This is a genomic window from Pseudaeromonas aegiceratis (genome assembly GCF_046254905.1).
GTDB lineage: Bacteria > Pseudomonadota > Gammaproteobacteria > Enterobacterales > Aeromonadaceae > Pseudaeromonas > Pseudaeromonas aegiceratis.
This window is the reverse complement of record NZ_CP158016.1, coordinates 2,334,848-2,357,457: the sequence shown is the minus strand read 5'-3', so window position 1 is coordinate 2,357,457 and position 22,610 is coordinate 2,334,848. Positions and strand designations below refer to the sequence as shown.

Sequence of the window (22,610 nt, the reverse complement as noted above, 5' to 3'; positions counted from 1 at the left end):
GTGCACCTGTAGTCAAAACGGGCCCGTCCGTCTAAGGTAGAAGGCTTATCGAGGCAATGAGTCGAGTATAGAGGTGTTTGAATGGATGGCCTGAGCCTGTTGTTGGAACGTCACTCCTGTGGCCGCCTGGTGGCCCCCGCCCCCCAGGGCGCCGCCTTGGAAACTATTTTGCAGGCGGCGCTGGCCGCGCCGGATCACGGTGGTCTGCACCCCTGGCATTTCATCCTCTGTGAGGGAGATGGCAGGGAGCGGTTGGGCGCCCTGCTGGCCGCGGCGGCCGAGGGACGTGGTGAGGGGCCGGAGGCGGTGGACAAGCTGCGGCAGGCGCCGCTGCGGGCCCCCCTGGTGGCGGTGGTGGTGAGTCGGGCCATCGACCATCCCAAGGTGCCGGTGCTGGAGCAGCAGCTCTCCGCGGGCTGCGCGGCCATGGCCATGCAGATGGCGGCCCAGGCCCAGGGCTTTGGCGGCATCTGGCGCTCCGGCTGGGTGATGTTCGATCCAGGCGTGCATCAGGCCTTGGGGTTGGCGGACGGCGAGCAGATAGTGGGCTTCGTCTACCTGGGCACCCCGGAGACGCCGGTGGTGGGCCCCCGGCGCCGGCTCGACAGCGCCAAATTTGTGCGTTATCTGTGATGCGAGCTTGCCAGGCCCCAACAACAACGCCGCCCGCGGGCGGCGTTGTTGTTGGGGCCGGCTGGCTTAGAACTCGGCGGTACGGGGGGTACGGGGGAAGGGGATCACGTCTCGCACGTTGCCCATGCCGGTGACGTAGACCACCAGGCGCTCAAAGCCCAGGCCGAACCCTGAGTGGGGGACTGTGCCGTAGCGGCGCAGATCCCGGTACCACCAGTAGTCTTCCTTGTTGAGATCCATCTCGGCCAGCCGGGCATCCAGCACCTCCAGCCGCTCCTCACGCTGGGAGCCGCCGATGATCTCGCCGATGCCGGGGGCCAGCACGTCCATGGCGGCCACCGTCTTGCCGTCATCGTTCAGGCGCATGTAGAAGGCCTTGATGTCCTTGGGATAGTTCTTCACCACCACGGGCGCCTGGAAGTGCTCCTCGGCCAGGTAGCGCTCATGCTCGGAGGAGAGATCGATGCCCCATTCCACCGGGAACTCGAACTCGCGACCGCAGGCCTTCAGGATCTCGATGGCGTCGGTGTAATCCACCTGGGCAAAGTCGGAGCTGACAAATTTCTCCAGCCGGGTGAGGGCATCCTTGTCCACCCGCTCGGCGAAGAACTGCAGATCGTCCCGGCGCTCGGCCAGCACGGCATTGAAGACGTACTTGAGCATGTCTTCGGCCAGCTTGGCGTTGGCGGCCAGATCGGCGAAGGCCACTTCCGGCTCCACCATCCAGAATTCCGCCAGGTGGCGGCTGGTGTTGGAGTTTTCGGCGCGGAAGGTGGGGCCGAAGGTGTAGACCTTGGACAGGGCGCAGGCATAGGTCTCGGCGTTCAGCTGACCGGAGACGGTGAGGAAGGCCTCCTTGCCGAAGAAGTCCTGGCTGTAGTCCACCTTGCCGGCGTCGGTGCGGGGCAGGTTTTCCAGATCCAGGGTGGAGACGCGGAACATCTCGCCGGCGCCTTCACAGTCGGAGGCGGTGATGAGGGGGGTGGCCACCCAGCAGAAGCCCTGCTCGTGGAAGAAGCGGTGGATGGCCTGGGCCAGGCAGTTGCGCACCCGGGTGACGGCGCCCATCAGGTTGGTGCGCGCCCGCAGGTGAGCCTGTTCCCGCAAAAATTCGATGGTGTGGCGCTTGGCGGCCATGGGGTAGGTGTCAGGATCATCCACCCAGCCGATCACGCTGACCTGGGTCGCCTGCAGTTCGAAGGACTGACCCTTGCCCTGGGACTCCGCCACCACGCCGGTGACGGCCACGGAGCAGCCGGTGGTCAACCGCAGCACATCCTGTTCGTAATTGTCCAGGCTATTGGGCACCACGGCCTGGATGGGATCGAAACAGGAACCGTCGTGCACAGCCAGGAAGGAGATACCGGCCTTGGAGTCTCGACGGGTGCGGATCCAGCCCTGAACGGTCAGGCTGGTGCCGACGGCGTACTTACCTTTGAGTACGTCGGCTACGGAAGCTTGGGTCATCTGAACACTCTCTTTAACATTGTCATCTTGGCCAGGGGCCTTCCCGGCCTTCGGATCGCAACATCTTACCCGGGTGCAGGCAGGACTCAAGCAAAAGATGGGCCGTCGCCTTGCCGGTGAGCCCGAGTCGGGACGAGACTTGCAAAGAGGGCGTTGGCAGGGGAGAGAACGATGGACGAGCCCCGTTATCACGAGCGACGGCGGCGGGCGGATGGCTGGCTGCGCCTGTTGTGGTGGTGCAGCGGCCTGGGTTGGTTGGTGCTGTTGCTGGTGTTGCTGCTCTACCACCTGGGGCGCCCCCAGACCAACTTTGGCCTGTGGCGCTACTGGCGACTGCCCATCCGGCATGACTGGCTGGAGCCTTGGCTGGGGGTCTTGCCCTGGGGCCTGGCCGGCTGCGTCGCCCTGAGCCTGTTGACCCTGGGGCTGGGGCGACGGCGCGCCCGCCGGCAGGAGGATGTGGTGCTCTGGTATGACGTGCTCTTGCTGAGCATCAGCCTGGTGGGGCTCTTGTCCTACGGCGCCTTGTTCTGGTGGTCCTGATCGGCCGCCAGCCGCCGCATCAGGTGATCCACGCTCTCACCCAGACGCCCTATTTCGTCGTCTTGCCGAATGTGCACCTCCTGCCAGATCCCCAGATCTGCGGCGCGGTCCAAGGTCTGGCGAATCCTCACCAGGGGCGTGACTATCTGTCGCCGCAGTATGTAGATGGCCAGCAGCAGGCCGGCACCAAACAGCAGGCTCAGCATCAGTGCCTGGGTCAGCACGTGCTGCTCCATCTTGTCCAGCTGCGGATCCAGCGAGTACTCCAGCCGCAGAGCGCCCAGCACCTGACCCTCCGGCAGGGGGCAGATATTGCCGCACAGGCTGGGTCCCGCCAGTATGGGGCGGGTGAGAATGAGCAGACTCTTGCCGTCGCGCCGCACCAGCCGACTGCGGGCCTCACCGGCCAGGGCCGCCTTGTCCTGGCTGTCTGTGGCCCGCTCCTGGGGCAGGGCATCCCCCGGCAGGGTCTGGGCGCGCAGCACCCGCAGGGCTTCCACCTGGGGGGGCGTGGGCAGGCGGCGCTGCAGCAAGGCGCGCAGTGCCGGGTTGCCGGTGAGCAGGGCCGGATCCAGGCCGCTCAGGTAGTGGTCCAGCTGGTAGCCCATCTGGATTTGACTCAGCTCCAGCAACAGGCTGCGCTCCCGCCAGGACTGCAGCGTGGTGGTGCCCAGCAGGACGGAGGAGAATATCAGCAGCAGAACAAAGCAGATCTTGCCGGTGATAGAGATGTGCATTTGAATCCAACTTCTGGGGGGTGAGCGGGTATTTTATGCGCGATGCGCTCCCAAGACCACTGTCTAGGTCAAGACCGGCACAGCTTGTGCCAGGTCGGACGCGATCGCCGGCGTCCGGTGCGTCATCGCCCGCCTGGGCGGACTATGCCCTGTCCAGGGCCACCCCGATGGCCCGGGTCAGCTGGCTCAGTTCCGCGGGGCTGATGATAAAGGGCGGCATCAGGTAGATGAGCCGGCCGAAGGGGCGGATCCAGACCCCCTGCGCCACAAAGCAGGCCTGCAGGCGGGCCTGATCCTGCGCCGTCCTGGTTTCCACCACGCCGATGGCCCCCAGCACCCGCACGGCGGCCACCTGGGGATGGTCGGCGTAGGGGGCCAGCTCCCGTTTCAGCTGGGCCTCGATGGCGTGCACCCGTGCCTGCCAGGGGGAGGACAGCAGCAGATCCAGCGAGGCATTGGCCACGGCGCAGGCCAGGGGGTTGGCCATGAAGGTGGGGCCGTGCATCAGCACCCCGGCTTCGCCGGCACAGATCTGCTGCATCACCGCCTGGGTGGTCAGGGTGGCGGAGAGGGTCAGGTAGCCGCCGGTCAGCGCCTTGCCCAGACAGAGGATGTCCGGCCGGATGCCGGCCCACTCGCAGGCGAACAGCTTGCCGGTGCGGCCAAAGCCGGTGGCGATCTCGTCGGCGATGAGCAGTATGCCGTACTCATCGCACAGGGCGCGGGCCTGGCGCAGGTACTCGGGATGATAAAAGCGCATGCCGCCGGCCCCCTGGACGATGGGCTCCAGGATCAGGGCGGCGATCTCGCTGTGTTGTTCGGCCAGCAGTTGGGCCAGCGGGGTCATGGCGGCCTGGTCCCAGGGGGCGTCGAAGGCCACCGGCGGGGCGGGGACAAACCAGTGCTCGGCCACGAAGCCCCGGTAGAGGCGGTGCATGCTGCCTTCGGGATCCGTCACGCTCATGGCACCAAAGGTGTCGCCATGGTAGCCCTGGCGCAGGGCCACGAAGCGCCGGCGCGGGGTGCCGCGGCTCTGCCAGTACTGCAGCGCCATCTTGAGGGCCACCTCCACCGCCACCGAACCCGAGTCCGCCAGAAACACCCGATCCAGGCCATCCGGAGTCAGCGCCACCAGCTTGCGGCACAGTTCGATGGCGGGCTCGTGGGTGATGCCGCCGAACATCACGTGGGCCATCTTGCCCAGCTGGGCGGTGGCGGCGGCGTTGAGCTCCGGCACGTTGTAACCGTGCAGGCAGGCCCACCAGGAGGACATGCCGTCCACCAGGGGGCGGCCATCCTCCAGGTACAGATGGACGCCATCGGCCCGGGTGATGCCGTAGGTGGGCAGGGGCTGGGTCAGGGAGGTGTAGGGGTGCCAGATGTGCTGACGGTCAAAAGAATAATCGAACATAAAATAATCGAATGTAAATCATCTTATTGGCTGAATGGTTGACAGGATACCGGCTGCCCTTAGACTGGCCAAGTCTCACATCACAAGAGTCCCGATCATGTCATCTGTCATTCGTCACAACTGGCGCCGGGAGGAAGTCCAGGCCCTGTTTGATCTGCCGTTCAACGATCTGCTGTTCACCGCCCAACAGGTACATCGTCAGCACTTCGATGCCAACGAGGTGCAGGTGAGCACCCTGCTGTCCATCAAGACCGGGGCCTGCCCGGAGGACTGCAAGTACTGCCCGCAGAGCGCCCGCTATCAGACCGGCCTGGCGGCGGAGCAGCTGCTGGAGGTGGAGAAGGTGCTGGCGCGGGCCCGGGAGGCCAAGGCCGCCGGTTCGTCACGCTTCTGCATGGGCGCCGCCTGGCGCAACCCCAAAGACAGAGACATGCCCTACCTGCTGCGCATGGTGGAGGAGGTCAAGGCCATGGGCATGGAGACCTGCATGACCTTAGGCATGCTCACCGCCGACCAGGCCCAGCGGCTGGCCCAGGCCGGTTTGGACTATTACAACCACAACCTGGACACCTCGCCGGAGTTCTACGGCGACATCATCACCACCCGCACCTACCAGGATCGGCTGGATACCCTGAGCCATGTCCGTGAGGCGGGCATGAAGGTCTGCTCCGGCGGCATCATAGGCCTGGGGGAGAGTACCGAGGACAGGGCCGGTCTGCTGGTGGCCCTGGCCAACCTGACGCCGCAGCCCGAGAGCGTGCCCATCAACATGCTGGTGAAGGTCAAGGGCACGCCATTGGAGACGGCGGACGAGGTGGATCCCTTCGATTTTATCCGCATCATCGCCGTGGCCCGCATCATGATGCCGGTCTCCCACGTGCGCCTGTCCGCCGGCCGGGAAAAGATGAACGATGAGATGCAGGCCCTGTGCTTCCTGGCCGGCGCCAACTCCATCTTCTACGGTTGCAAGCTGCTCACCACCCCCAACGCCGATGAGCATGGCGACAAGCAGCTGTTCCGCCGGCTGGGGATCCGACCCGAGGCGGCCCGTGGCAAGCAACAGCCGGATCTGATGCAGGAGCAGGCCCTGCGCGAGGCCCTAGTGGACGAGGTGGAAGAGACCCTGTTCTACGACGCGACCCAGCCGAAGAAAAAGCCCCACCATGCCCTTTGATCTGTCGTCCGCCCTGGCCGCCAGGGAGGCGGCGGGCCTCAAGCGACAGCGGATTTGTCTGGACTCGGGACAGGGGCGCCAGATCCGGGTGGCGGATCGGTCGTATCTGAATTTCTCGGGTAACGATTACCTGGGGGCCGCGGGGCGGCCCGAGCTAGTCCAGGCCTGGCAAGCCGGCCTGGCGCTTTGGGGCGCGGGGTCCGGCGCCTCGCCCCTGGTGACCGGCTACAGCCTGCCCCATGCCCGGCTGGAGGCCCAGCTGTGCGACTGGCTGGGGGTGGAGGCGGCACTGCTGTTCTCCACCGGCTTTGCCGCCAACCAGGCGGTGATTAAGGCTCTGTTGGGCAAGGATCATCTACAGTGGCAGGACAGGCTCAACCATGCCTCCTTGCAGGAGGCGGGGGCCGCCAGCCCGGCCCGCATGAAGCGCTTCGCCCACAACGACATGACGCAGCTTCGCCAACTTCTGGAGCCCAAGCGGGGGCTCATCATCAGCGAGGGGGTCTTCAGCATGGACGGGGATCAGGCGCCGCTGGCCGAGCTGGTGGCCCTGAGCCAGGCCAGCGGCAACTGGCTGATGATCGACGATGCCCACGGCCTGGGGGTGTTGGGGGCGGCCGGACGGGGCAGCCTGGCCCAGCAGGGCGTGGCGGCCGGCCAGGTGCAGATCCTGATGGGCACCTTCGGCAAGGCGCTGGGCTGCGCCGGGGCCTTCGTGGCGGGCTCGCGGGATCTGGTGGACTACCTGGCCAACTTCGCCCGGGAATACGTCTACAGCACCCATCTGCCGCCGGCCCAGGCCGAGGCCATTTCTGCGGCCATCGCCTGGGTGCAGCAGGCCGATGGGGCGCGGGAGCAGCTGCAGGCGCACATTGCCCTGTTCCGCCAAGGCGCCGCCCGGCTGGGCCTGACCCTGGGGGACTCACAGACCGCCATCCAGCCCCTGCTGGTGGGGGAGAGTGAGCAGGCTCTGGCGTTGGCCCAGCGCCTGCGGCAGCGAGGCCTCTGGGTCACCGCCATCCGCCCTCCGACGGTGCCGGCCGGGCAGGCCAGGCTGCGGCTGACCCTGACTGCGGCCCATCGGCGGGAGGACATAGTGCACCTGCTGGCCGCGTTGGAGGAGGGGTGGCATGGACGCTAGCGCCGGGGTGGACAAGCCGGCCCTGGCACGGCGCTTTGGCCGGGCGGCCGGGCAGTACGACCGCTATGCCAGCCTGCAACAAGCGGTGGGACGCCAGCTGCTGACCCTGATCCCCGCACAGTCTGTGGGGACGGCCCTGGATTTGGGATGCGGCACGGGTTTTTTTTTGCCAAACCTGCAACAGTTGGCCCAACATCTACTGGCACTGGATCTCTCGGAGGCCATGTTGCAGCAGGCGCGGCAGCGCGGTCGGGTACAGTGTCTGTGTGGCGATGCCGAGGCGCTGCCCTTACAGGCGGCGTCGGTGGATCTGGTGTTTTCCAGCCTGGCCATGCAGTGGGCCAGCTCGCCGGCCAAGGTGCTGGCCCAGCTGCACCGGGTGTTGCGCCCCGGCGGTCATCTGGTGTTTACCACCCTGTTGGCCGGCAGCCTGTCGGAACTGGCGACGGCCTGGGCGGCGGTGGACGGGGCGGTCCACGTCAACGTCTATCCCGATGCCCACGTCTGGCAGACGGCCGCCCAGCAGGTGGGGTTTGCTCCGCTGCACTGGCAGAGCCAGCGACACCGGATGGAGTTTGCCAGCCTGCCCGCCCTGCTGCAAAGTCTCAAGGGAATTGGTGCCAGTCAGGTCAATGGGGCGCGCAGCGCCGGCCTGGGTGGCCGTGATCGACTGCGGCGCCTGGAACGGTCGTATGAGAGGATGCGCACGGCCCTCGGCCTGCTGCCTCTTACCTATGAAGTTTGTTATGGAGTATTGCGTCGATGACCAAAACCTTCTTTGTCACCGGTACTGATACCGATGTGGGCAAGACCATCAGCTGCATGGCGCTGCTTCAGGCGGCGGTGCAGCGAGGCTTGCGTACCGCCGGTTACAAGCCGGTGGCGTCAGGCTGTGAGCTGATGGAGGAGGGGTTATGCAACCGGGATGTGGTGATGCTGCAGCATGCCGCCAACATCAAGCTGCCCTACGATCAGGTGGTGGGTTACGCCTTCGAACCGGCGGTGGCCCCCCATATCGCCGCCGAGGCTTCCGGGGTGCCGATCCGCTTCGATGTGCTCTCCAATGGCTTGCGTCAGCTGAAACAGACCGATGCCGATATCCTGTTCGTCGAGGGGGCCGGCGGTTGGCGCCTGCCGGTGGGCCACGGTCACTTTCTGTCGGACTGGGTCAAGTTCGAGGACTTGCCGGTGATCCTGGTGATCGGCGCCCGGATTGGCTGCCTGAACCACGCCATGCTCACCTATGAGGCTATCCGTCATGACCACCTGAACCTGGCCGGCTGGTGCTTCAACCAGGTCCACCAGGGCATGAGTCATTATCAGGAGAACCTGGACACCCTGCAGGCCATGCTGCCCGCGCCCTTCCTGGGGGAGATCCCCTACCTGGCCCGACCCCATGAGTCGGACCTGGGCCAGTATCTGGATATCAGCCCGCTGCTGGACTGATGCTTGATACCTCGGGAAAACGGCGCCCAAAGGCGCCGTTTTTCTTACAGATTATTGTCATGGGATTAGCTTGATATTCGGTGCCGCGCCCATATGATCAGTCTGACTATCGAGAAACCTTAAGGAGTTTCCATGAAGCGTGTACTGTTGTTCCTCGCGACCAACCTGGCGGTGATCCTGGTGCTCAGCATAGTGCTGAACCTGCTGTCTGGCCTGCTCGGGATCAATGTACAAGGACAAGGCGGCCTGCTGCTGTTTGCCGCCGTATTTGGGTTTGGCGGATCCTTTATCTCTCTGCTGATGTCCAAATGGATGGCCAAGCGGGCCTATGGGGTACAGGTGATCGAGCAGCCCCGCAACGAGATGGAGCACTGGCTGGTCAGCACGGTGCAGCGTCAGGCGCAACAGGCCGGCATCGGCATGCCCGAGGTGGGCATCTATGATGCGCCGGACATGAACGCCTTTGCCACCGGCGCCAAACGGAATGAAGCCCTGGTGGCCGTGAGTTCCGGCCTGCTGTACAGCATGGGCCGGGATGAGGCAGAAGCCGTGCTGGCCCATGAGATCAGCCACGTGGCCAACGGTGACATGGTGACCCTGACCCTGATCCAGGGGGTGGTGAACACCTTCGTCATCTTCTTCGCCCGGATCGTGGCCTCCATCATCTCCAACTTCTTCCGTTCCAACGACGAGGAGGGGGGTGGTCTGGGACCGTTCGCCTACATGGGGGTGGTGTTTGTGCTGGAGATGGTGTTCGGCATCCTCGCCTCCCTGATCGTCATGTGGTTCTCTCGCCAGCGGGAGTTCCGCGCCGACGCCGGCTCCGCCAAGCTGGTGGGGCGCGACAAGATGATCGCCGCCCTGGAACGGTTGCGTCACGGCGCCGAACCTCAGCTCGAAGGCAGCATGATGGCCTTTGGCATCAACGGTAAGCGCGGCATGAGCGAGCTGTTCATGAGCCACCCGCCGTTGGAGCAACGCATCGCCGCCCTGCGTCAGCTGTAAATCAAGGCGCAGGCCAAAGCCGCCCCATCGGGCGGCTTTTTGTCATCCGGACCGACTCCACTATGCTTGTGCTACGGGGAATATGGCCAACTGGAGGGCATATGGAGTCCATTAGCGTCAAAGATTACATGAATCCGCGCCCGGTGACCTTCGGGCCCGAGATGGGGATCGAGCAGGCCATCAGCCGCCTGCTGGAGAGCGGCCTGACCGGCGGTCCCGTGGTGGATGGCCAGGGCAAGCTGGTGGGCTTTTTGTCGGAGCAGGATTGCCTGGCCCAGGGACTGTCGGCCAGCTACCACTGCGAGCAGATGGCCCTGGTCAGCGAGCTGATGCGGCCCGAGGTCCTGACCGTGCGGCCGGAGACCAGTATCATAGAGCTGGCCCAGCAGATGATGCAGCAAAAACCGAAGATCTACCCGGTGATCGACGAAGGGGGCCGGCTTGTCGGCACCATCAGCCGCCGGGACGTGCTGCGGGCCATCCAGGCCAACCTGCGCAGCTGCTTCGTTCCCGGCAAGGGCTAGCCCCGGTAGAGCACCTTGATCAGGTGATAGCCGAACTGGGTCTTGATGGGGCCCAGCACTGTGAGCAGTTCCCCGCTAAACACCGCCTTGTCGAAGGCGGCCACCATCTGGCCCCGACGAAACTCCCCCAGGTCCCCACCGCGCTTGCCGGAGGGACACAGGGAGTGGCGGCGGGCCAGCTCGGCGAAGGAGGCGCCCTTCGCCAACTTCTGTTTGAGGGCATCGCACTCGGCGCGGGTCTTCACCAGTATGTGCAGGGCGGCGGCTTTCATCAGTTTATTCTCCTGGTTGGGACGCGCATTGTCGGCCAAGCTACCGGCTATCGCAATGCCACTTGCCTGAATTGCCGGGGCGACTCGTGGTTCCCTCCCCGGCCGTTTGCTCTTATTATCAATACCATTTAGGTCCCTCGTCGGCGTCAGGCTGACGATTTACCCCAGCGAAATATCGGGGGGAACCATGGAGTCTGCATGTTTCGAACCGCTTGTCTGCTCTGTTCCATCCTGTGGTGTCTGCCGGCGCTGGCCCAGTCACTGCATTACCAGGTATCGGGTCTCAAAGGGGCGGCCAAGGAGAATGTGGTCAACTACCTGGAGAGTCTGCCCACCATAGAGCCGGATCGGGTCAGCTACCGGCTGGAGGCCATCCGCCAGACGGTGGACGAGGCCCTGCAGGCCCTGGGGTATTACCAGGCGAAGATGGAGCTGGTGATGGACGAACAGGATCCCGCCCTGCTCAGGGTCAAGGTGACCCCCGGCAAGCCGGTGACCATTCGCACCTGGGATCTGCAGCTCAGCGGGGACGCCACCCAGGATGAGAGCTTTGCCGAGCTGACCCGTCAGTTTCCATTGAAGCCGGGGGCCGTGTTTCATCATGGTCAGTACGAGAGCATCAAGGCGCAACTCAAGGGTCGGGCACTGACCCGGGGCTACCTAGATGCCAAGCTGACCGAGGCCAAGGTCAAGGTCTACCCGAAGGAGAATGTGGCGGATGTCAGCCTGCATTTTGACTCTGGCGTCCGTTACCACTACGGGCCCATCCGCATCGAGGGTATCGAGGGCAGTCAGCAATTGGTGCAGCCTCTGCTGGCCTTCAAGCAGGGGGAACCCTACCGGGCGGTGCAGCTGGCGGAGCTGAGCCAGACCCTGTCCCAGACCCGTTATTTCAAGCAGATCGACGTGCACCCCGAGATGGACAAGGTCCAGGATTATCAGGTGCCCATCCTGGTGCAGCTCACCCCGCGCAGCGATAACGTGGTGGAGGTGGGGGTCGGCGTCTCCACGGACGAGGGGCCCAGGGTGCAGCTCACCTGGGAGAAACCCTGGATCAATAAATACGGCCACAGCCTGTATACCGAGATGAAGATCTCCGCCCCCCAGCAGAACATCAACTTCAGCTATCGCATCCCGGGTCAGGATCCCCTCAACGACTATTACAGCCTGCAGACCAGCTACGAGGCCACGGATCAGCAGGATACCAACTCCCACAACCTCACCGTGGGGGCCCACTATCAGACCAAGACCCATGGCTCCTGGGAGCGGGATTATTTCTTCGAGACCCAGTACGAAGACTACACCCAGGGCTCCACCACAGGCTCCAGCCTGCTGCTGATGCCGGGGTTCACCCTCTCCCGCTTGCGCATGACCGGGGGCATGGATCCCGACTGGGGAGACAGGCTCATCTTCAAGAACCAGTACTCCAGCCATTACTGGGGCTCGGGTGGGGACTTCACCTGGCTGTGGGGGCGGACCAAGTGGCTGCGCACTCCCTGGCCTGGCCATCGCCTCATCTGGCGGGCGGAGCAGGGGGCCATCCTGGGGGACAACATAGACTCGGTGCCGGCCTCCCTGCGTTTCTTCACCGGGGGGGATCAGACGGTGCGGGGCTTCAGTTACGAGAGCATCTCGCCGGTGGATGACGAGGGGTTGTTGACCGGGGCGCGCTACACCACGGCCCTCAGTCTGGAGTACGCCTACCCGGTGGCGGAGAAGTGGCGCCTGGCCAGCTTCGTGGATGCCGGTACCGCCACCAATGATTACTCCGAGGCCTGGAAGATCGGCACCGGGCTCGGCATGCGCTGGATAAGCCCGGTGGGCCCCATCCGGCTGGATCTGGGCTTTGGGGTCTCCGAGACCCACATCCCCTTTCACCTGCACTTCGGACTGGGGCCTGAGCTATGAGTACCTTGCGCAAAGTTATTCTGGCGGGCCTGGCGCTCATCTGCCTGAGCGTGCTCTCGATCAGCCTGCTGTTGTTCACCAACGTGGGCAACCGCCTGATCTGGCGTCTGGCCACCGATCAGCTGCCGCAGCTCAAGGGGCAACTGGTGTCGGGGCAACTGGCCGAGGGATGGCAACTGGCCGATCTCAGCTGGCAGGACGAGACGGTGCAGTTTAGCGCCGAGCGACTGAACCTGCGCTGGCGTCCCGGTGCCCTGCTGTTTGGTAACCTGCAGGTGGATGCCTTGAGCGGCGAGGGGGTGAGCCTAACCCTGGGACCGACGACGTCGGCCGCCGATGCGCCACAGGAGCCTGCCAGCACAGCGCCCCTGGTGCTGCCCTTTAGCCTGCATCTAAATCAGCTGGCGCTGGATAGGGTGCATTTTGCCATGCCCCAACTGGCGGTGGAGCTGGACCACTTTGCCAGCTCCGCCAACTGGCTGGGATCCCACCTGTACATAGGTGACAGCCAGCTGCAGGGGCTGGCGGTGGATTGGGATCTGCCGGCCGCCTCTGCGGCTCAGGGCACCGCTGCCTCTGCGCCTCAGGATACAGCTGCCTCCGCCGCTCAGGGTACGGCCGTCTCAGCCGCCCAGGGTACGGCTGCCCCAGCGGCCCAGCTTGCCGCCGTCACCCCGGCCAAGCCTGCATCGGCCGCCGCCGCTGGGGCTGGCCAGGCCGCCGGGCCGCTGGCTGCAGCAAGTGGGGCTCAATCGGCGACAGTTACGGCTGCGGTCAGCGCGGCCAGCGATCGTCAGCCGGCTGCTGCGACTGCCAACAAGGAGACCGCCAAGCCGGCCGGGGACGGGCGGCTGGTGCTGCCCCCTGTCGCTCTGCCGCTGGATATCTCACTGGCCGGCCTGCGCCTGGAGCGGGTGCGCTTCCGGCAGCCCGGACTCGATACCGACTGGCTGAGCGGCCAGCTGGCCGCCCAGTTTATCGGCGATCAGCTGACCCTGCAGCGGCTGAGCCTGCAGCATCCCCAGGGTTCGGTGGATCTCAAGGGGGCCCTGCGCTTTGCCGACGATTATCCCCTGGCCTTGGAGCTGGGGCTGAGCACCGCCTACGGCCTGCCGGAGGGCATGCCGGCTCGGACGCTGGAGCTGACCGCCAAGGGTTCGCTTGGTGCCTTGGCGCTCCAGGCCGGCGTGGCGGGGGACGAGGGCATCCAGCTCAATGCCCAGCTGGATGCTTTGGATCCCCAGTTGCCCTTCGATCTCAGCCTCAAGTGGGCGCGGCTGGGCTGGCCGCTGACCGGCGAGCCGGATTATGCCGCCCGGGACGGTCAGCTGAAGGCCAAGGGATCTCTCAAGCACTATGAGGCCAGCCTCAGCAGCACCATCAAGGCGCTGAGCTATCCCGAGGGGCGCCTCACCACCTTGTTGCAGGGCAACCTGGCGGGGCTGGAGCTGACCCGACTGGCCTGGGAGAGCGAGCATACCCAGGCCAGCCTCAGCGGCAACTTGGCCTGGCAGAAAGGGATCAACTGGCAGGGCGAGCTGAGTCTCAACAGCAGCCGGTTGCAGGCGTGGGTGCCGCAGATCGAGGGGCAGCTGGCCCTGGGGCTGCAGAGTCAGTTCAAGATGACCGGCGCCCACTGGCAGTTGGGGGTCCACAAGCTCGATGGTCGGGGCAAGATCAACGGTTACCCCCTGGCCCTGAGCGGCGATCTGTCGGGCAACGACCGCCTGGAATGGCTGATCCAGGAGTTGCGGCTGTCCAGCGGGGCCAACCGGTTGCGGGTCAATGGTCAGCTGGACAAGCAGTGGTCACTCCACGGCGACATCCAGGCCCCCGAGCTGGGCAGCCTGGGCAGCGGCTTCGAGGGGGCCCTGGCCGGGCAGCTGGCCTTGACCGGCAGTGCCAAGGCGCCCAAGGTGGCGCTTGATCTGCAGGCGGACCGGCTGCGTTGGCCGGATGGCAGCCTGCGGGAGCTGGCGCTCAAGGGGCAACTGGAGCCGGCCCGTCAGTACGCCGGTCAGTTGACCCTGGGCCTGGGTCGGCTGCATGTCGCCGGGCTGGGACTGAAAAATATCCGACTGAATGCCGGCGGCGATGCCAAGTCTCATGAGCTGACACTGGATTTCGATGGCAAGAAACTGGCTGGTGCAGTGCAACTACGTGGGGGACTCAATGCCAAGGGTTGGCAGGGTTCACTACAAACGGCCAGATTCGACACCCTATTGGGCCCATGGCAGTTGGCTTCGCCGTTGGCCATTGCCAGTCGTGCCCCCTGGCAGAAGGTACAGTTGGGGGAACAGTGCTGGCGCAGCGAGCCGGCGAGCCTGTGTATCAGCGCCGCCGATCTGGCCGCCAGCCAGGGCAAGCTGGGGTTGCGACTGAACCAGTTCGCCACCGAGCGGCTGGCGGTGCTGATGCCCGAGCGGCTGGGGTGGCATAGTGAGCTGGGGGCCGAGGCACAGCTGGCCTGGCGCAACGGGGTGCCCAACTTGACCGCCACTGTGCAGACCGGGGCGGGGGAGATCATCAACGATGGGGTGCCGTCGTCCTACCAGACCCTGCGGCTGACCGCCGGGCTGGATGCCAAGCAGGCCAAGCTCACGCTGGATTTCCTCTCCGAGGCCCTGGGTAAGGCGCTGGTGGATCTGCAGGTGCAGGATCCCCAAGGCAAGCAGCAGCTGTCCGGCACCCTGTCGCTGGATAACCTGCGGCTGTATGGGCTGGCGCCCCTGGTGGATGCCCTGCACCGCAGCCGTGGACGGATCGACGGTCAGGGGCGCCTGGCTGGCAGCCTGACGGCACCGCTGTTCTATGGCCAACTGAGTCTGAGTGAAGGGGAGCTGGATACCAACCTGGATATCGCCACCGTGCGGGATCTGCAGGCCAAGATGGACATCCAGGGGGCGCGGGCGGATCTGACCGGCAGCCTCAACCTGGGTAAGGGCAAGATGCAGCTGCAGGGCCAGCTGGACTGGCAGACCCCGGTGCCGCGGGGCTGGCTGACCCTGGATGGCAAGCAGCTGGAGCTGGGGCTGGCCGGTTACGGTCATGGCCGGCTGGATCATGCCATCCGCGTGGATTTTGCCGATGAGGTGCGTCTGACCGGCCAGGTGGCGCTGCCCTGGGCACGGATCAAGGTCAAGTCGTTGCCGGATTCTGTGGTGTCTGTGTCGTCGGACGTGGAGGTGGTGCGGGGCAAGGCGCAGACGTCCGAGCCCGCCGCCGCCGTGCCTTTCTATCTGGATGTCACCACCACCATAGGGCCGGATGTGAAGCTCAATGCCATGGGGCTGCAAACCCAGCTGGAGGGGAGGCTCAAGGCCAGCCAGCGGCCGGGAAACAGCCTGCAGCTCAACGGTGAGATCAATCTAGTGGAGGGGCGGTACCGGGCCTATGGCCAGAACCTGGAGATCCGCTCCGGCAAGCTGATGTTCTCCGGCAACCCGGATCAGCCCCTGCTGGCGGTGGAGGCGGTACGCTCCGAGGACGCCATGGAAGACGAGGATGTCACAGTAGGGGTGCGGGTCAGCGGCCTGGCTACGGCACCCAAGGTGACCCTGTTCTCCGATCCCGAGATGTCCCAGGCCGACAAGCTCTCCTACCTGCTGCGGGGGCGCAGCTCCAATGCCTCGGGCGGCTCGGGGGACGACATGATGACCGCCATGCTGTTGGGGGCGGGCATAGGCCAGGCCGGCGGCGTGGTCACCGGCCTGGCGGAGAGCCTGGGCTTCTCGGACGTGGCCCTGGACACCGCCGGCAGCGGGGATGACACCCAGGTGAACATCAGCGGTTACGTCATGCCGGGCCTGCAGGTGCAGTATGGCGTCGGGGTCTTCACCTCCATCAGCGAGGTGAAGGTCAAGTACGAGCTGATGCCCAAGCTCTACATTCAGGCCCTGAACGGCATCAGCCAGGCGCTGGATCTCTTCTACAAGTTCGAGTTCTAGTCCGTCTGGGCCAGCCGGCGGACAAACTCGTCCGCCGGTAACGGCCGGCTGCGCAGATAGCCCTGGAACTGGTGGCAGCCCAGGGCATGCAGCACCGCCAGCTGCCCCGCCTCTTCCACCCCTTCGGCGGTGACCTTGAAGCCCATCACCTGAGCCAGGGTGATGATGCCCGATACCATGACCCTGTCCTTGTGATCGAAGGCCAGCCGGGTGATGAAGCTGCGATCCAGCTTCACCTCGTCCACCGGCAGATCCTTGAGGTAGGCCAGGGAGGAGTAGCCGGTACCAAAGTCGTCGATGGACAGGCGTAGCCCCATCTGCTTGAGCTGTGCCATGCGCGCCAGGGTCTCCGGCAGGTTTTCCAGCACCACGGACTCGGTGATCTCCAGCATCAGCCGATGGGGCGCCAGCGCACTCTGGGCCAGTATGCTGGCCAGCCGCTCCATGAAGTCCGGATGGTGGAACTGGCGGGCGCTGACGTTCACCGACAGGGAGTGCAGGGGCAGGCCCTGGGCCAGCCACTGCACCGCCTGATCACAGGCATGACGCAGCACCCAGAAACCCAGCTCGTAGATGAGACTGCTCTCCTCGGCCACCGGAATGAACTCCGCCGGCGGGATAAACTGCCCCTCGTGCTGCCAGCGCAGCAGCGCCTCGGCCCCCACCAGTTGGCCATCGGCCACCCGATATTGCGGCTGGTAATAGAGTTCGAACGCCTCGCTCTGCAGCGCCTGGCGCAGCAGGCTGCTCAGGGCCAGCCTTCGGCGCACGGCCTCGGCCATGGCCTGATCGTAGAAAGCCAGGCTGCCACGGGCCAGCTGCTTGGCGGCGTGGTTGGCGGCCTCGGCCTGCTGCAGCAGATCCAGCGGGGCTGGCGCGGCGTGAGCGGGGATCAGGGTGGCCCCCAGGCTGCAACTGATGTGCAGCAGCATCTCATTGAGGGGGAAGGGGGCCTGACAGGCCTCCAGCAGTGCTCGGGCCAGCTGTTCGGCCTGGCCATGGGCCTGGTCCTCGGTCCCGCCGGCATCCGGCAGCAGCAGGGCCAGCTGATCCGCCGACAGGCGTGCCCAGGCGGCACGGGTGGGGGCCAGCTGTTGCAGGCGGGCCACCAGGGCCTGCAGCAGGGCATCCCCCACCGCCGGTCCCAGGGAGTCGTTGATGCTGCCGAACTGATCCACATCCAGGATCAGCAGGGCCCCCCACTGGGGCGTCTCGACTGCCGGTGCCATCATCTGCTGCAGCAGACCGCGGCGGTTAAGCAGGCCGGTCAGCTCATCCCGGAAGGCCAGCCACTCGATCTGGCGCTGGGCGGCCAGCTTCTCCTCTATGTCGTCGAAGGCACACAGGTAGTGGCTCAGCCGTCCCGCGCGATAGATGCCGGTGATCCGCAACCGGATGGCGAAGCTGCCGCCATCCTGCCGTCGGGCCCGGCTGTGGCCCTGCCAGTGTCCCTCCTGCTGCAGCCCCCGGCTGATGGCATCGAATAGTTGCTCCGACTGGCCCTCGGCCTCCAACTGCTGGATGTGCAGCCCCAGCACCGCAGCCTCGGCAAAGCCGGTGAGGCGGACGAAGGCGCGGTTGACCCGCTCGATGCGGCCCAGGCGATTGACCAGCAACATGCCCTGGGCCTGTTCGAAGACAGAACCCATCAGGTGCAGGCTCTGGGTCAGCTGGTGCAGGCGCAGGCTGTCTTGCAGCCGGGGTCGCAGTCGTGCCAGCCGGGCGGGCGCCTGGTAGCGGGCCGCGGGCAGTTGGGCAAAGCCCAGGCAGACATGGCCCATGGGGATGCCCGCCTCATCGTGCAGCGGGTAACCATAGTAGGCCTGCAGGGGGGCCTGGCCCGCCGGCTGACAGTCACCATAGGCTTGCAGCTCCTCCCCTTCCAGCCAGAGGGGACCCTGGGTCAGCAACCGTTCGCAGGGGTGGCCCGCCAGGGGATAATGGATGGTGGGCTGTAACCTGCCTTGGGCATAGTAGGCCAGGCTGACGGCCTCGCTGGCCGGGAGCGGAGGCCGGGCCGGCAACAGTTCGCAGATCAGCACCCAGCTGGCATGGCAGGTTTCAGCCAGCTCCTGTGCCACGGCCTCCAGCCAGGGCTGGCCGCTGAGCCCCTGGGGGGAGGACAGGACGGCAACCGGCGTGGCGTCGTCGGCCTGGGGCAGCGGCGGATTGGCGGCCAGCAGCTCGCAGGTGCGGCCCAACAGGCTGAAGCTCAAGGCATCGAAGCTGGGCTGCAACAGGCGGTATTCCAGGGTGATGAGCGCCAGGGGCGCCTCGTCCAGCTGCACCAGACCGTCGAGGCGTGCCAGTATGCCGTCCTGTTGCAGGTAGCGCTGGGCACCCAGGTTGGGCTGATGTTGCAGGTCCGAATAGCCCAGCAGGCGGCGTTGGCGCAGGACCTTGAGGTATCTGGGCTCCAGCTTCTGGGGCGGCGGCATGGCGCCCTCACCCAGGCAGACGAGGGGCGTCATGGTCTCGTCTGCCAGCCGCCACAGCAGCAGGCGGTCACAACGACTCAGCTGGTGCAGGGCCTGTAGCAGCTGCTGGCTGTGGGCTTGGCCGCGGGCTAGGTGCTGCCCCAGCTTGTCCAGCTCCAGCAGGGCCAGGTTGGCCATGGTCGGCACCTCGGACGCCAGGGGTTCGGCCCAGATAAACCAGTGGGGCGCCTCGCCGGGGGCAAGCTGCAGTTGCCAGCTACCGGCGGGCAGGTCCAGCTGCAGCCGCGTGGCCTCGCCGCCGTGCCGCAGGTGCTGCAACCGTTCGGCCCAGGGCGCCCCCAGCTGCGCCGGCCAGGGGCTCTCCGGATTGGGTAACAGGGCCGCCGGTACGGGGTGACCCGGCATGAGGGAGGCGAGGCTGGCTTGCTGGTGGTCCCATAGCAGGAGACGGCTGACAGCACGCGGGCTGGCCGTGACCGGAGAGGGTAACAACATGGGGCTGGGTCCCTGGGTGAGATCGAGTCTCAAGCATACCAAAGCGTGGCCTGGGTGACAGTCTGGGGAGGGTGAGGCAGCCTACACTTTGCAGACAAGACTGCCGACAATCTGGCGACGGGCTGCGGTGCCCCTGGGGGATCAGACAGTTAGGCATTGCACGCTAAATTAGAAATTGCTAAATTAATACCCATGCAGGGTCTCGAGGAGACCCGATTTTTTTCTTCATGAGACGAGGACCAGAGCATGACCAAGATCTTGATTATCGGCGGTGTCGCCGGTGGCGCCTCCGCGGCAGCCCGGGTTCGCCGACTGGACGAGCAGGCTGAGATCATCATTTTCGAGCGTGGCGAGCACATCTCCTTCGCCAACTGTGGCCTGCCTTATCATATCGGCGGCGATATCCCCCAGCGGGAGTCCCTGCTGCTGCAGACCCCGCAAAGCTTCAAGCGCCGCTTCAACGTGGAGGTGCGTACCTTCAACGAGGTGGTGAGCATAGACAAGGCCGCCAAGCAGGTGACGGTGCGCAACCTGCTCAGCGGTGAGCAGTACCAAGAAAGCTATGACAAGCTGCTGCTGAGCCCGGGGGCGGCGCCCATCCGGCCGCCCATCCCCGGCTTGGAAAACCCCCACACCTTCAGCCTGCGCAACATTCCGGACATGGACCGCATCCTGGCGGCCTTGGACCGGGATCAGCCCAGCCACGCCACCGTGGTGGGGGGCGGCTTCATCGGTCTTGAGATGGTGGAGGCGCTGCATCAGCGCAACATCAAGGTGACCCTGCTGGAACTCTCCGAGCAGGTGATGGCACCGGTGGACCGGGAGATGGCCAACATGCTGCACCAGTCCCTGGTACAGCACGGTGTGGATCTGAAGCTCAACACCGCCCTCACCGGCGTCGCCCTGCTGGATGCGGCGCCGGCCGAGCCGGAGGCCACCGGGGAGTTCAGCCGGGTATCCGTCCACGGCGGCGGCCTGCGTCTGGCCCTGAGCACAGGGCAGAGCTTGGATACCGGCATGCTGATCCTGGCCATCGGCGTCAAACCCGAGACCCTGCTGGCCAGCCAGGCCGGCCTGGAGCTGGGGGCCCGGGGCGGCATCAAGGTGGACGAGGGGATGCGCACCTCGGATCCGGATATCTTCGCCGTGGGGGATGCGGTGGAGGAGCGGGAGTTTGTCACCGGCGAGCCGGCGCTCATTCCCCTGGCCGGCCCGGCCAACCGCCAGGGCCGCATCGCCGCCGACAACATGCTGGGGCGCAACGAGCGCTACGGCCGAACCCAGGGCACCGCCATCTGCAAGCTGTTTGATCTGGCGGTGGCTAGCACGGGCCTCAACGAGAAGAGCCTGCAGCGCCAGGGGCTGCCCTACGAGAAGATTTACGTGCACCCGGGCAGCCACGCCGGCTACTATCCCGGCGCCTTCCCGGTGAGCCTCAAGCTGCTGTTCAGCCCCACGGACGGCAAGATCCTGGGGGCCCAGGCGGTGGGCAAGGATGGGGTGGACAAGCGCATCGACGTGCTGGCGGTGGCCCAGCGGGCCGGGCTGACCGTCTACGATCTGCAGGAGCTGGAGCTGACCTATGCGCCGCCCTTCGGCTCGGCCAAGGACGTGGTGAACATGGCGGGCTTTGTGGCATCCAACGTGCTCAAGGGCGATCTGGCCATCTGCCATACCGAGGCGATCCTCAACCGCCGGGCCGATCAGCTGGTGCTGGATGTGCGCAATCCCGGTGAGTTGACGACCAACGGCACCATAGAGGGGGCCATCAACATACCCCTGGACGAGCTGCGCGGCCAGCTGGCCAGCCTGCCCAGGGACAAGGAGATACTGGTGAGCTGCCAGGTGGGGCTGCGGGGTCACGTGGCCTACCGCCTGCTGGCCAACGAGGGCTTCAAGGTGAAGAACCTCACCGGCGGCTTCAAGACCTATCAGATGGTCACCGCCCGCTATTGAGTGGGCGGTGCGACCCGAGGCGCCCCAGGTGGGCGCCTTTTTTTGCCTGCAATAACGGGCGGCGCGGCGGGGGTTGGCGCCGCTTTCTTTTCTTTACAATGCTTTGCAGACCATGAGCTTGTGCTTTACGCTGTCGTCGACACAATCGCGAGGACAGTTATGAAGAACAAGGGATGTCGACTTGGCCTGGGATTTCTGCTCTTGAGCGTGGTGGCCTGTTCCACCTCACCCACGGGGCGCCGTCAGCTGCTGCTCTATTCCGACAACGATGTGGCCCAACTGGGGTTGACCTCCTTCGATCAGATCAAGAAGGAGACCAAGGTGTCGAAAAACGCCAAGCAGACAAAATTTGTCCAGTGTGTGGCCAAGGCGGTGACCGATCAGATCCCGGCCCAGTACAGCAACCGTCCGGCCAAGTGGGAGGTGGTGCTGTTCGACGATCCCCAGATCAACGCCTTCGCCCTGCCCGGTGGCCGCATCGGGGTCTACCGCGGCCTGCTGGGCACCGCCAAGGGGCCGGATCAGCTGGCGGCCGTCATCGGCCACGAGGTGTCCCACGTGCTGGCCAAGCACTCCAACGAGCGACTCTCCCAGAGCCAGGTGGCTAACCTGGGCATGGTGGCGGCAGACATGGCCCTGGGCTCCTCCGGCTATCGCCAGCCAGCCATGGCTGCGTTGGGCGTGGGGGTGCAGGTGGGGGTGCTGTTGCCCTATGGCCGGGAGCAGGAGACGGAGGCGGATCTGCTGGGCCTGAGCCTGATGGCCAACGCCGGTTTCGATCCGCGGCAGGCGGTGACCCTGTGGCAGAACATGGCCCAGTCCCACAAGGGCAAGCAGCAACCCGAACTGCTCTCCACCCACCCCTCCGACGGCACCCGCATCCGGGCCATCCAGCAACTCTTGCCCAAGGTGATGCCCCTGTATCAGGCGGCGCGCCAGGCCGGACGGACCCCAACATGCCAGTAAGCCTGTCTGTGCGGCCCGCCACCCTGGCGGATCTGGACGACATTGTCCAGATCCAGCAGGAGAGCTGGCAACAGGCCTATCAGGGGCTGCTGCCGGAGATGGCCTTGACCCTGCGGCCGCCCCAGGAGCGCGGCCTCATCTGGCAGCAGCGTCTCAAGGCCCATCCCTGCATGACGCTGCTGGCCCAGGTGCAGGATGCGGTGGCCGGGTTTCTCTACTGGTTTCCAGAGAACAAGCGGGTGGCCCAGCTCAAGTCCTTCTACCTGCATCCCTTCTATTGGCAGCAGGGCCTAGGCTCGGCGCTGCTGCGCCAGGCGCTGGGCGACATGCAGGTTCTGGGGCTGCGCCGCTGCGAGCTGTGGGTGCTGGCCAACAACCGCCCGGCGGAGCGCTTCTACCTCAAGCAGGGTTTCCAGTATGACGGTCAGCGTCAGCAGCGCCGCATGGAGGAGATAGAGGTGGTGCAGCGCCACATGTATCGCCTGCTGCCCGCCAAGGGTAACGGTTCCGCCTCACCTCTGTTATGATGTGGCCCTTTATCAGGAGG

Annotated in this window: 18 protein-coding genes; 13 read left to right on the top strand and 5 right to left on the bottom strand. The window is 65.5% G+C overall.

Going from position 1 to position 22,610, the window contains the following annotated elements; all coding sequences use genetic code 11:
- Positions 1 to 81 precede the first annotated feature (81 nt).
- On the top strand, positions 82 to 633 hold the full coding sequence (locus ABHF91_RS11060; RefSeq protein ID WP_409420349.1) for an NAD(P)H nitroreductase: 552 nt from the start codon (positions 82 to 84) through the stop codon (positions 631 to 633).
- Between the two features lie 66 nt (positions 634 to 699).
- Here ABHF91_RS11060 and asnS read toward each other — a convergent pair whose 3' ends face one another.
- Complete coding sequence (gene asnS / locus ABHF91_RS11055; protein WP_409420348.1) at positions 700 to 2,100, bottom strand: asparagine--tRNA ligase; 1,401 nt, start codon at positions 2,098 to 2,100, stop codon at positions 700 to 702.
- A gap of 171 nt (positions 2,101 to 2,271) precedes the next feature.
- Here asnS and ABHF91_RS11050 point away from each other — a divergent pair, with 171 nt between their 5' ends.
- The gene (locus tag ABHF91_RS11050) at positions 2,272 to 2,643 is read left to right on the top strand and encodes a hypothetical protein (protein ID WP_409420347.1); all 372 of its coding nucleotides are present in this window, start codon (positions 2,272 to 2,274) and stop codon (positions 2,641 to 2,643) included.
- On the opposite strand, the gene ABHF91_RS11045 is transcribed toward ABHF91_RS11050, so the two are convergent.
- Together ABHF91_RS11045 and bioA are read right to left on the bottom strand one after the other, a co-directional pair.
- Positions 2,616 to 3,380: a HAMP domain-containing protein gene (locus tag ABHF91_RS11045; RefSeq protein ID WP_409420346.1), complete on the bottom strand. Its 765-nt coding sequence runs from the start codon at positions 3,378 to 3,380 to the stop codon at positions 2,616 to 2,618. The two genes, ABHF91_RS11050 and ABHF91_RS11045, sit on opposite strands and share 28 nt — an antisense overlap.
- Positions 3,381 to 3,522: 142 nt before the next feature.
- On the bottom strand, positions 3,523 to 4,791 hold the full coding sequence (gene bioA / locus ABHF91_RS11040) for an adenosylmethionine--8-amino-7-oxononanoate transaminase (protein ID WP_409420345.1): 1,269 nt from the start codon (positions 4,789 to 4,791) through the stop codon (positions 3,523 to 3,525).
- A gap of 97 nt (positions 4,792 to 4,888) precedes the next feature.
- Here bioA and bioB point away from each other — a divergent pair, with 97 nt between their 5' ends.
- From bioB to ABHF91_RS11010, 6 genes are all read left to right on the top strand, one after another.
- On the top strand, positions 4,889 to 5,965 hold the full coding sequence (bioB, locus tag ABHF91_RS11035; RefSeq protein ID WP_409420344.1) for a biotin synthase BioB: 1,077 nt from the start codon (positions 4,889 to 4,891) through the stop codon (positions 5,963 to 5,965).
- Entirely contained in the window at positions 5,955 to 7,106 is a 1,152-nt protein-coding gene (bioF, locus tag ABHF91_RS11030) for an 8-amino-7-oxononanoate synthase (protein WP_409420343.1), read from the top strand. The genes bioB and bioF overlap by 11 nt, the downstream gene beginning before the upstream one ends.
- The gene (gene bioC, locus ABHF91_RS11025) at positions 7,096 to 7,872 is read left to right on the top strand and encodes a malonyl-ACP O-methyltransferase BioC (RefSeq protein ID WP_409420342.1); all 777 of its coding nucleotides are present in this window, start codon (positions 7,096 to 7,098) and stop codon (positions 7,870 to 7,872) included. The genes bioF and bioC overlap by 11 nt, the downstream gene beginning before the upstream one ends.
- The gene (bioD, locus tag ABHF91_RS11020) at positions 7,869 to 8,552 is read left to right on the top strand and encodes a dethiobiotin synthase (RefSeq protein WP_409420341.1); all 684 of its coding nucleotides are present in this window, start codon (positions 7,869 to 7,871) and stop codon (positions 8,550 to 8,552) included. The genes bioC and bioD overlap by 4 nt, the downstream gene beginning before the upstream one ends.
- Positions 8,553 to 8,684: 132 nt before the next feature.
- Positions 8,685 to 9,557 (top strand): protease HtpX, encoded by an 873-nt coding sequence (htpX, locus tag ABHF91_RS11015; protein ID WP_409420340.1) that lies wholly within the window; start codon positions 8,685 to 8,687, stop codon positions 9,555 to 9,557.
- Positions 9,558 to 9,658: 101 nt separating this feature from the next.
- Complete coding sequence (locus ABHF91_RS11010) at positions 9,659 to 10,081, top strand: CBS domain-containing protein (RefSeq protein WP_409420339.1); 423 nt, start codon at positions 9,659 to 9,661, stop codon at positions 10,079 to 10,081.
- Here the strand turns inward: ABHF91_RS11010 and ABHF91_RS11005 are convergent.
- Positions 10,078 to 10,353: a peptidylprolyl isomerase gene (locus ABHF91_RS11005; RefSeq protein ID WP_409420338.1), complete on the bottom strand. Its 276-nt coding sequence runs from the start codon at positions 10,351 to 10,353 to the stop codon at positions 10,078 to 10,080. The genes ABHF91_RS11010 and ABHF91_RS11005 overlap by 4 nt on opposite strands.
- A 198-nt stretch (positions 10,354 to 10,551) precedes the next feature.
- Between ABHF91_RS11005 and ABHF91_RS11000 the strand changes: the two genes are divergently transcribed.
- On the top strand, positions 10,552 to 12,261 hold the full coding sequence (locus ABHF91_RS11000) for an autotransporter assembly complex protein TamA (protein WP_409420337.1): 1,710 nt from the start codon (positions 10,552 to 10,554) through the stop codon (positions 12,259 to 12,261).
- A 5-nt stretch (positions 12,262 to 12,266) separates the two neighbouring features.
- Positions 12,267 to 16,208: a translocation/assembly module TamB domain-containing protein gene (locus ABHF91_RS10995; RefSeq protein WP_409420336.1), complete on the top strand. Its 3,942-nt coding sequence runs from the start codon at positions 12,267 to 12,269 to the stop codon at positions 16,206 to 16,208.
- Here ABHF91_RS10995 and ABHF91_RS10990 read toward each other — a convergent pair.
- Positions 16,205 to 19,141, bottom strand: a complete 2,937-nt coding sequence (locus ABHF91_RS10990) for a putative bifunctional diguanylate cyclase/phosphodiesterase (protein ID WP_409420335.1) — start codon at positions 19,139 to 19,141, stop codon at positions 16,205 to 16,207. The genes ABHF91_RS10995 and ABHF91_RS10990 overlap by 4 nt on opposite strands.
- A 246-nt stretch (positions 19,142 to 19,387) precedes the next feature.
- On the opposite strand from ABHF91_RS10990, the gene ABHF91_RS10985 reads away from it, so the two are divergent.
- The 3 genes from ABHF91_RS10985 (at position 19,388) to ABHF91_RS10975 (ending at position 22,590) form a co-directional block, all read left to right on the top strand.
- Positions 19,388 to 21,097: an FAD-dependent oxidoreductase gene (locus tag ABHF91_RS10985; protein WP_409420334.1), complete on the top strand. Its 1,710-nt coding sequence runs from the start codon at positions 19,388 to 19,390 to the stop codon at positions 21,095 to 21,097.
- Positions 21,098 to 21,256: 159 nt separating this feature from the next.
- Complete coding sequence (locus ABHF91_RS10980) at positions 21,257 to 22,063, top strand: M48 family metallopeptidase (protein WP_409420333.1); 807 nt, start codon at positions 21,257 to 21,259, stop codon at positions 22,061 to 22,063.
- Positions 22,054 to 22,590 carry an N-acetyltransferase family protein gene (locus ABHF91_RS10975; RefSeq protein WP_409420332.1) on the top strand — a complete coding sequence of 179 codons (537 nt, stop codon included), beginning with the start codon at positions 22,054 to 22,056 and terminating at the stop codon, positions 22,588 to 22,590. Before ABHF91_RS10980 ends, ABHF91_RS10975 begins: the two co-directional genes overlap by 10 nt.
- Positions 22,591 to 22,610: the final 20 nt, after the last annotated feature.

Excerpts from the sequence above, each read along its gene's own strand:
- ABHF91_RS11060 (WP_409420349.1), top strand. The coding sequence starts at position 82 with ATGGATGGCCTGAGCCTGTTGTTGGAACGTCACTCCTGTGGCCGCCTG.
- asnS (WP_409420348.1), bottom strand. The coding sequence starts at position 2,100 with ATGACCCAAGCTTCCGTAGCCGACGTACTCAAAGGTAAGTACGCCGTC.
- ABHF91_RS11050 (WP_409420347.1), top strand. The coding sequence starts at position 2,272 with ATGGACGAGCCCCGTTATCACGAGCGACGGCGGCGGGCGGATGGCTGG.
- ABHF91_RS11045 (WP_409420346.1), bottom strand. The coding sequence starts at position 3,380 with ATGCACATCTCTATCACCGGCAAGATCTGCTTTGTTCTGCTGCTGATA.
- bioA (WP_409420345.1), bottom strand. The coding sequence starts at position 4,791 with ATGTTCGATTATTCTTTTGACCGTCAGCACATCTGGCACCCCTACACC.
- bioB (WP_409420344.1), top strand. The coding sequence starts at position 4,889 with ATGTCATCTGTCATTCGTCACAACTGGCGCCGGGAGGAAGTCCAGGCC.
- bioF (WP_409420343.1), top strand. The coding sequence starts at position 5,955 with ATGCCCTTTGATCTGTCGTCCGCCCTGGCCGCCAGGGAGGCGGCGGGC.
- bioC (WP_409420342.1), top strand. The coding sequence starts at position 7,096 with ATGGACGCTAGCGCCGGGGTGGACAAGCCGGCCCTGGCACGGCGCTTT.
- bioD (WP_409420341.1), top strand. The coding sequence starts at position 7,869 with ATGACCAAAACCTTCTTTGTCACCGGTACTGATACCGATGTGGGCAAG.
- htpX (WP_409420340.1), top strand. The coding sequence starts at position 8,685 with ATGAAGCGTGTACTGTTGTTCCTCGCGACCAACCTGGCGGTGATCCTG.
- ABHF91_RS11010 (WP_409420339.1), top strand. The coding sequence starts at position 9,659 with ATGGAGTCCATTAGCGTCAAAGATTACATGAATCCGCGCCCGGTGACC.
- ABHF91_RS11005 (WP_409420338.1), bottom strand. The coding sequence starts at position 10,353 with ATGAAAGCCGCCGCCCTGCACATACTGGTGAAGACCCGCGCCGAGTGC.
- ABHF91_RS11000 (WP_409420337.1), top strand. The coding sequence starts at position 10,552 with ATGTTTCGAACCGCTTGTCTGCTCTGTTCCATCCTGTGGTGTCTGCCG.
- ABHF91_RS10990 (WP_409420335.1), bottom strand. The coding sequence starts at position 19,141 with ATGTTGTTACCCTCTCCGGTCACGGCCAGCCCGCGTGCTGTCAGCCGT.
- ABHF91_RS10985 (WP_409420334.1), top strand. The coding sequence starts at position 19,388 with ATGACCAAGATCTTGATTATCGGCGGTGTCGCCGGTGGCGCCTCCGCG.
- ABHF91_RS10980 (WP_409420333.1), top strand. The coding sequence starts at position 21,257 with ATGAAGAACAAGGGATGTCGACTTGGCCTGGGATTTCTGCTCTTGAGC.
- ABHF91_RS10975 (WP_409420332.1), top strand. The coding sequence starts at position 22,054 with ATGCCAGTAAGCCTGTCTGTGCGGCCCGCCACCCTGGCGGATCTGGAC.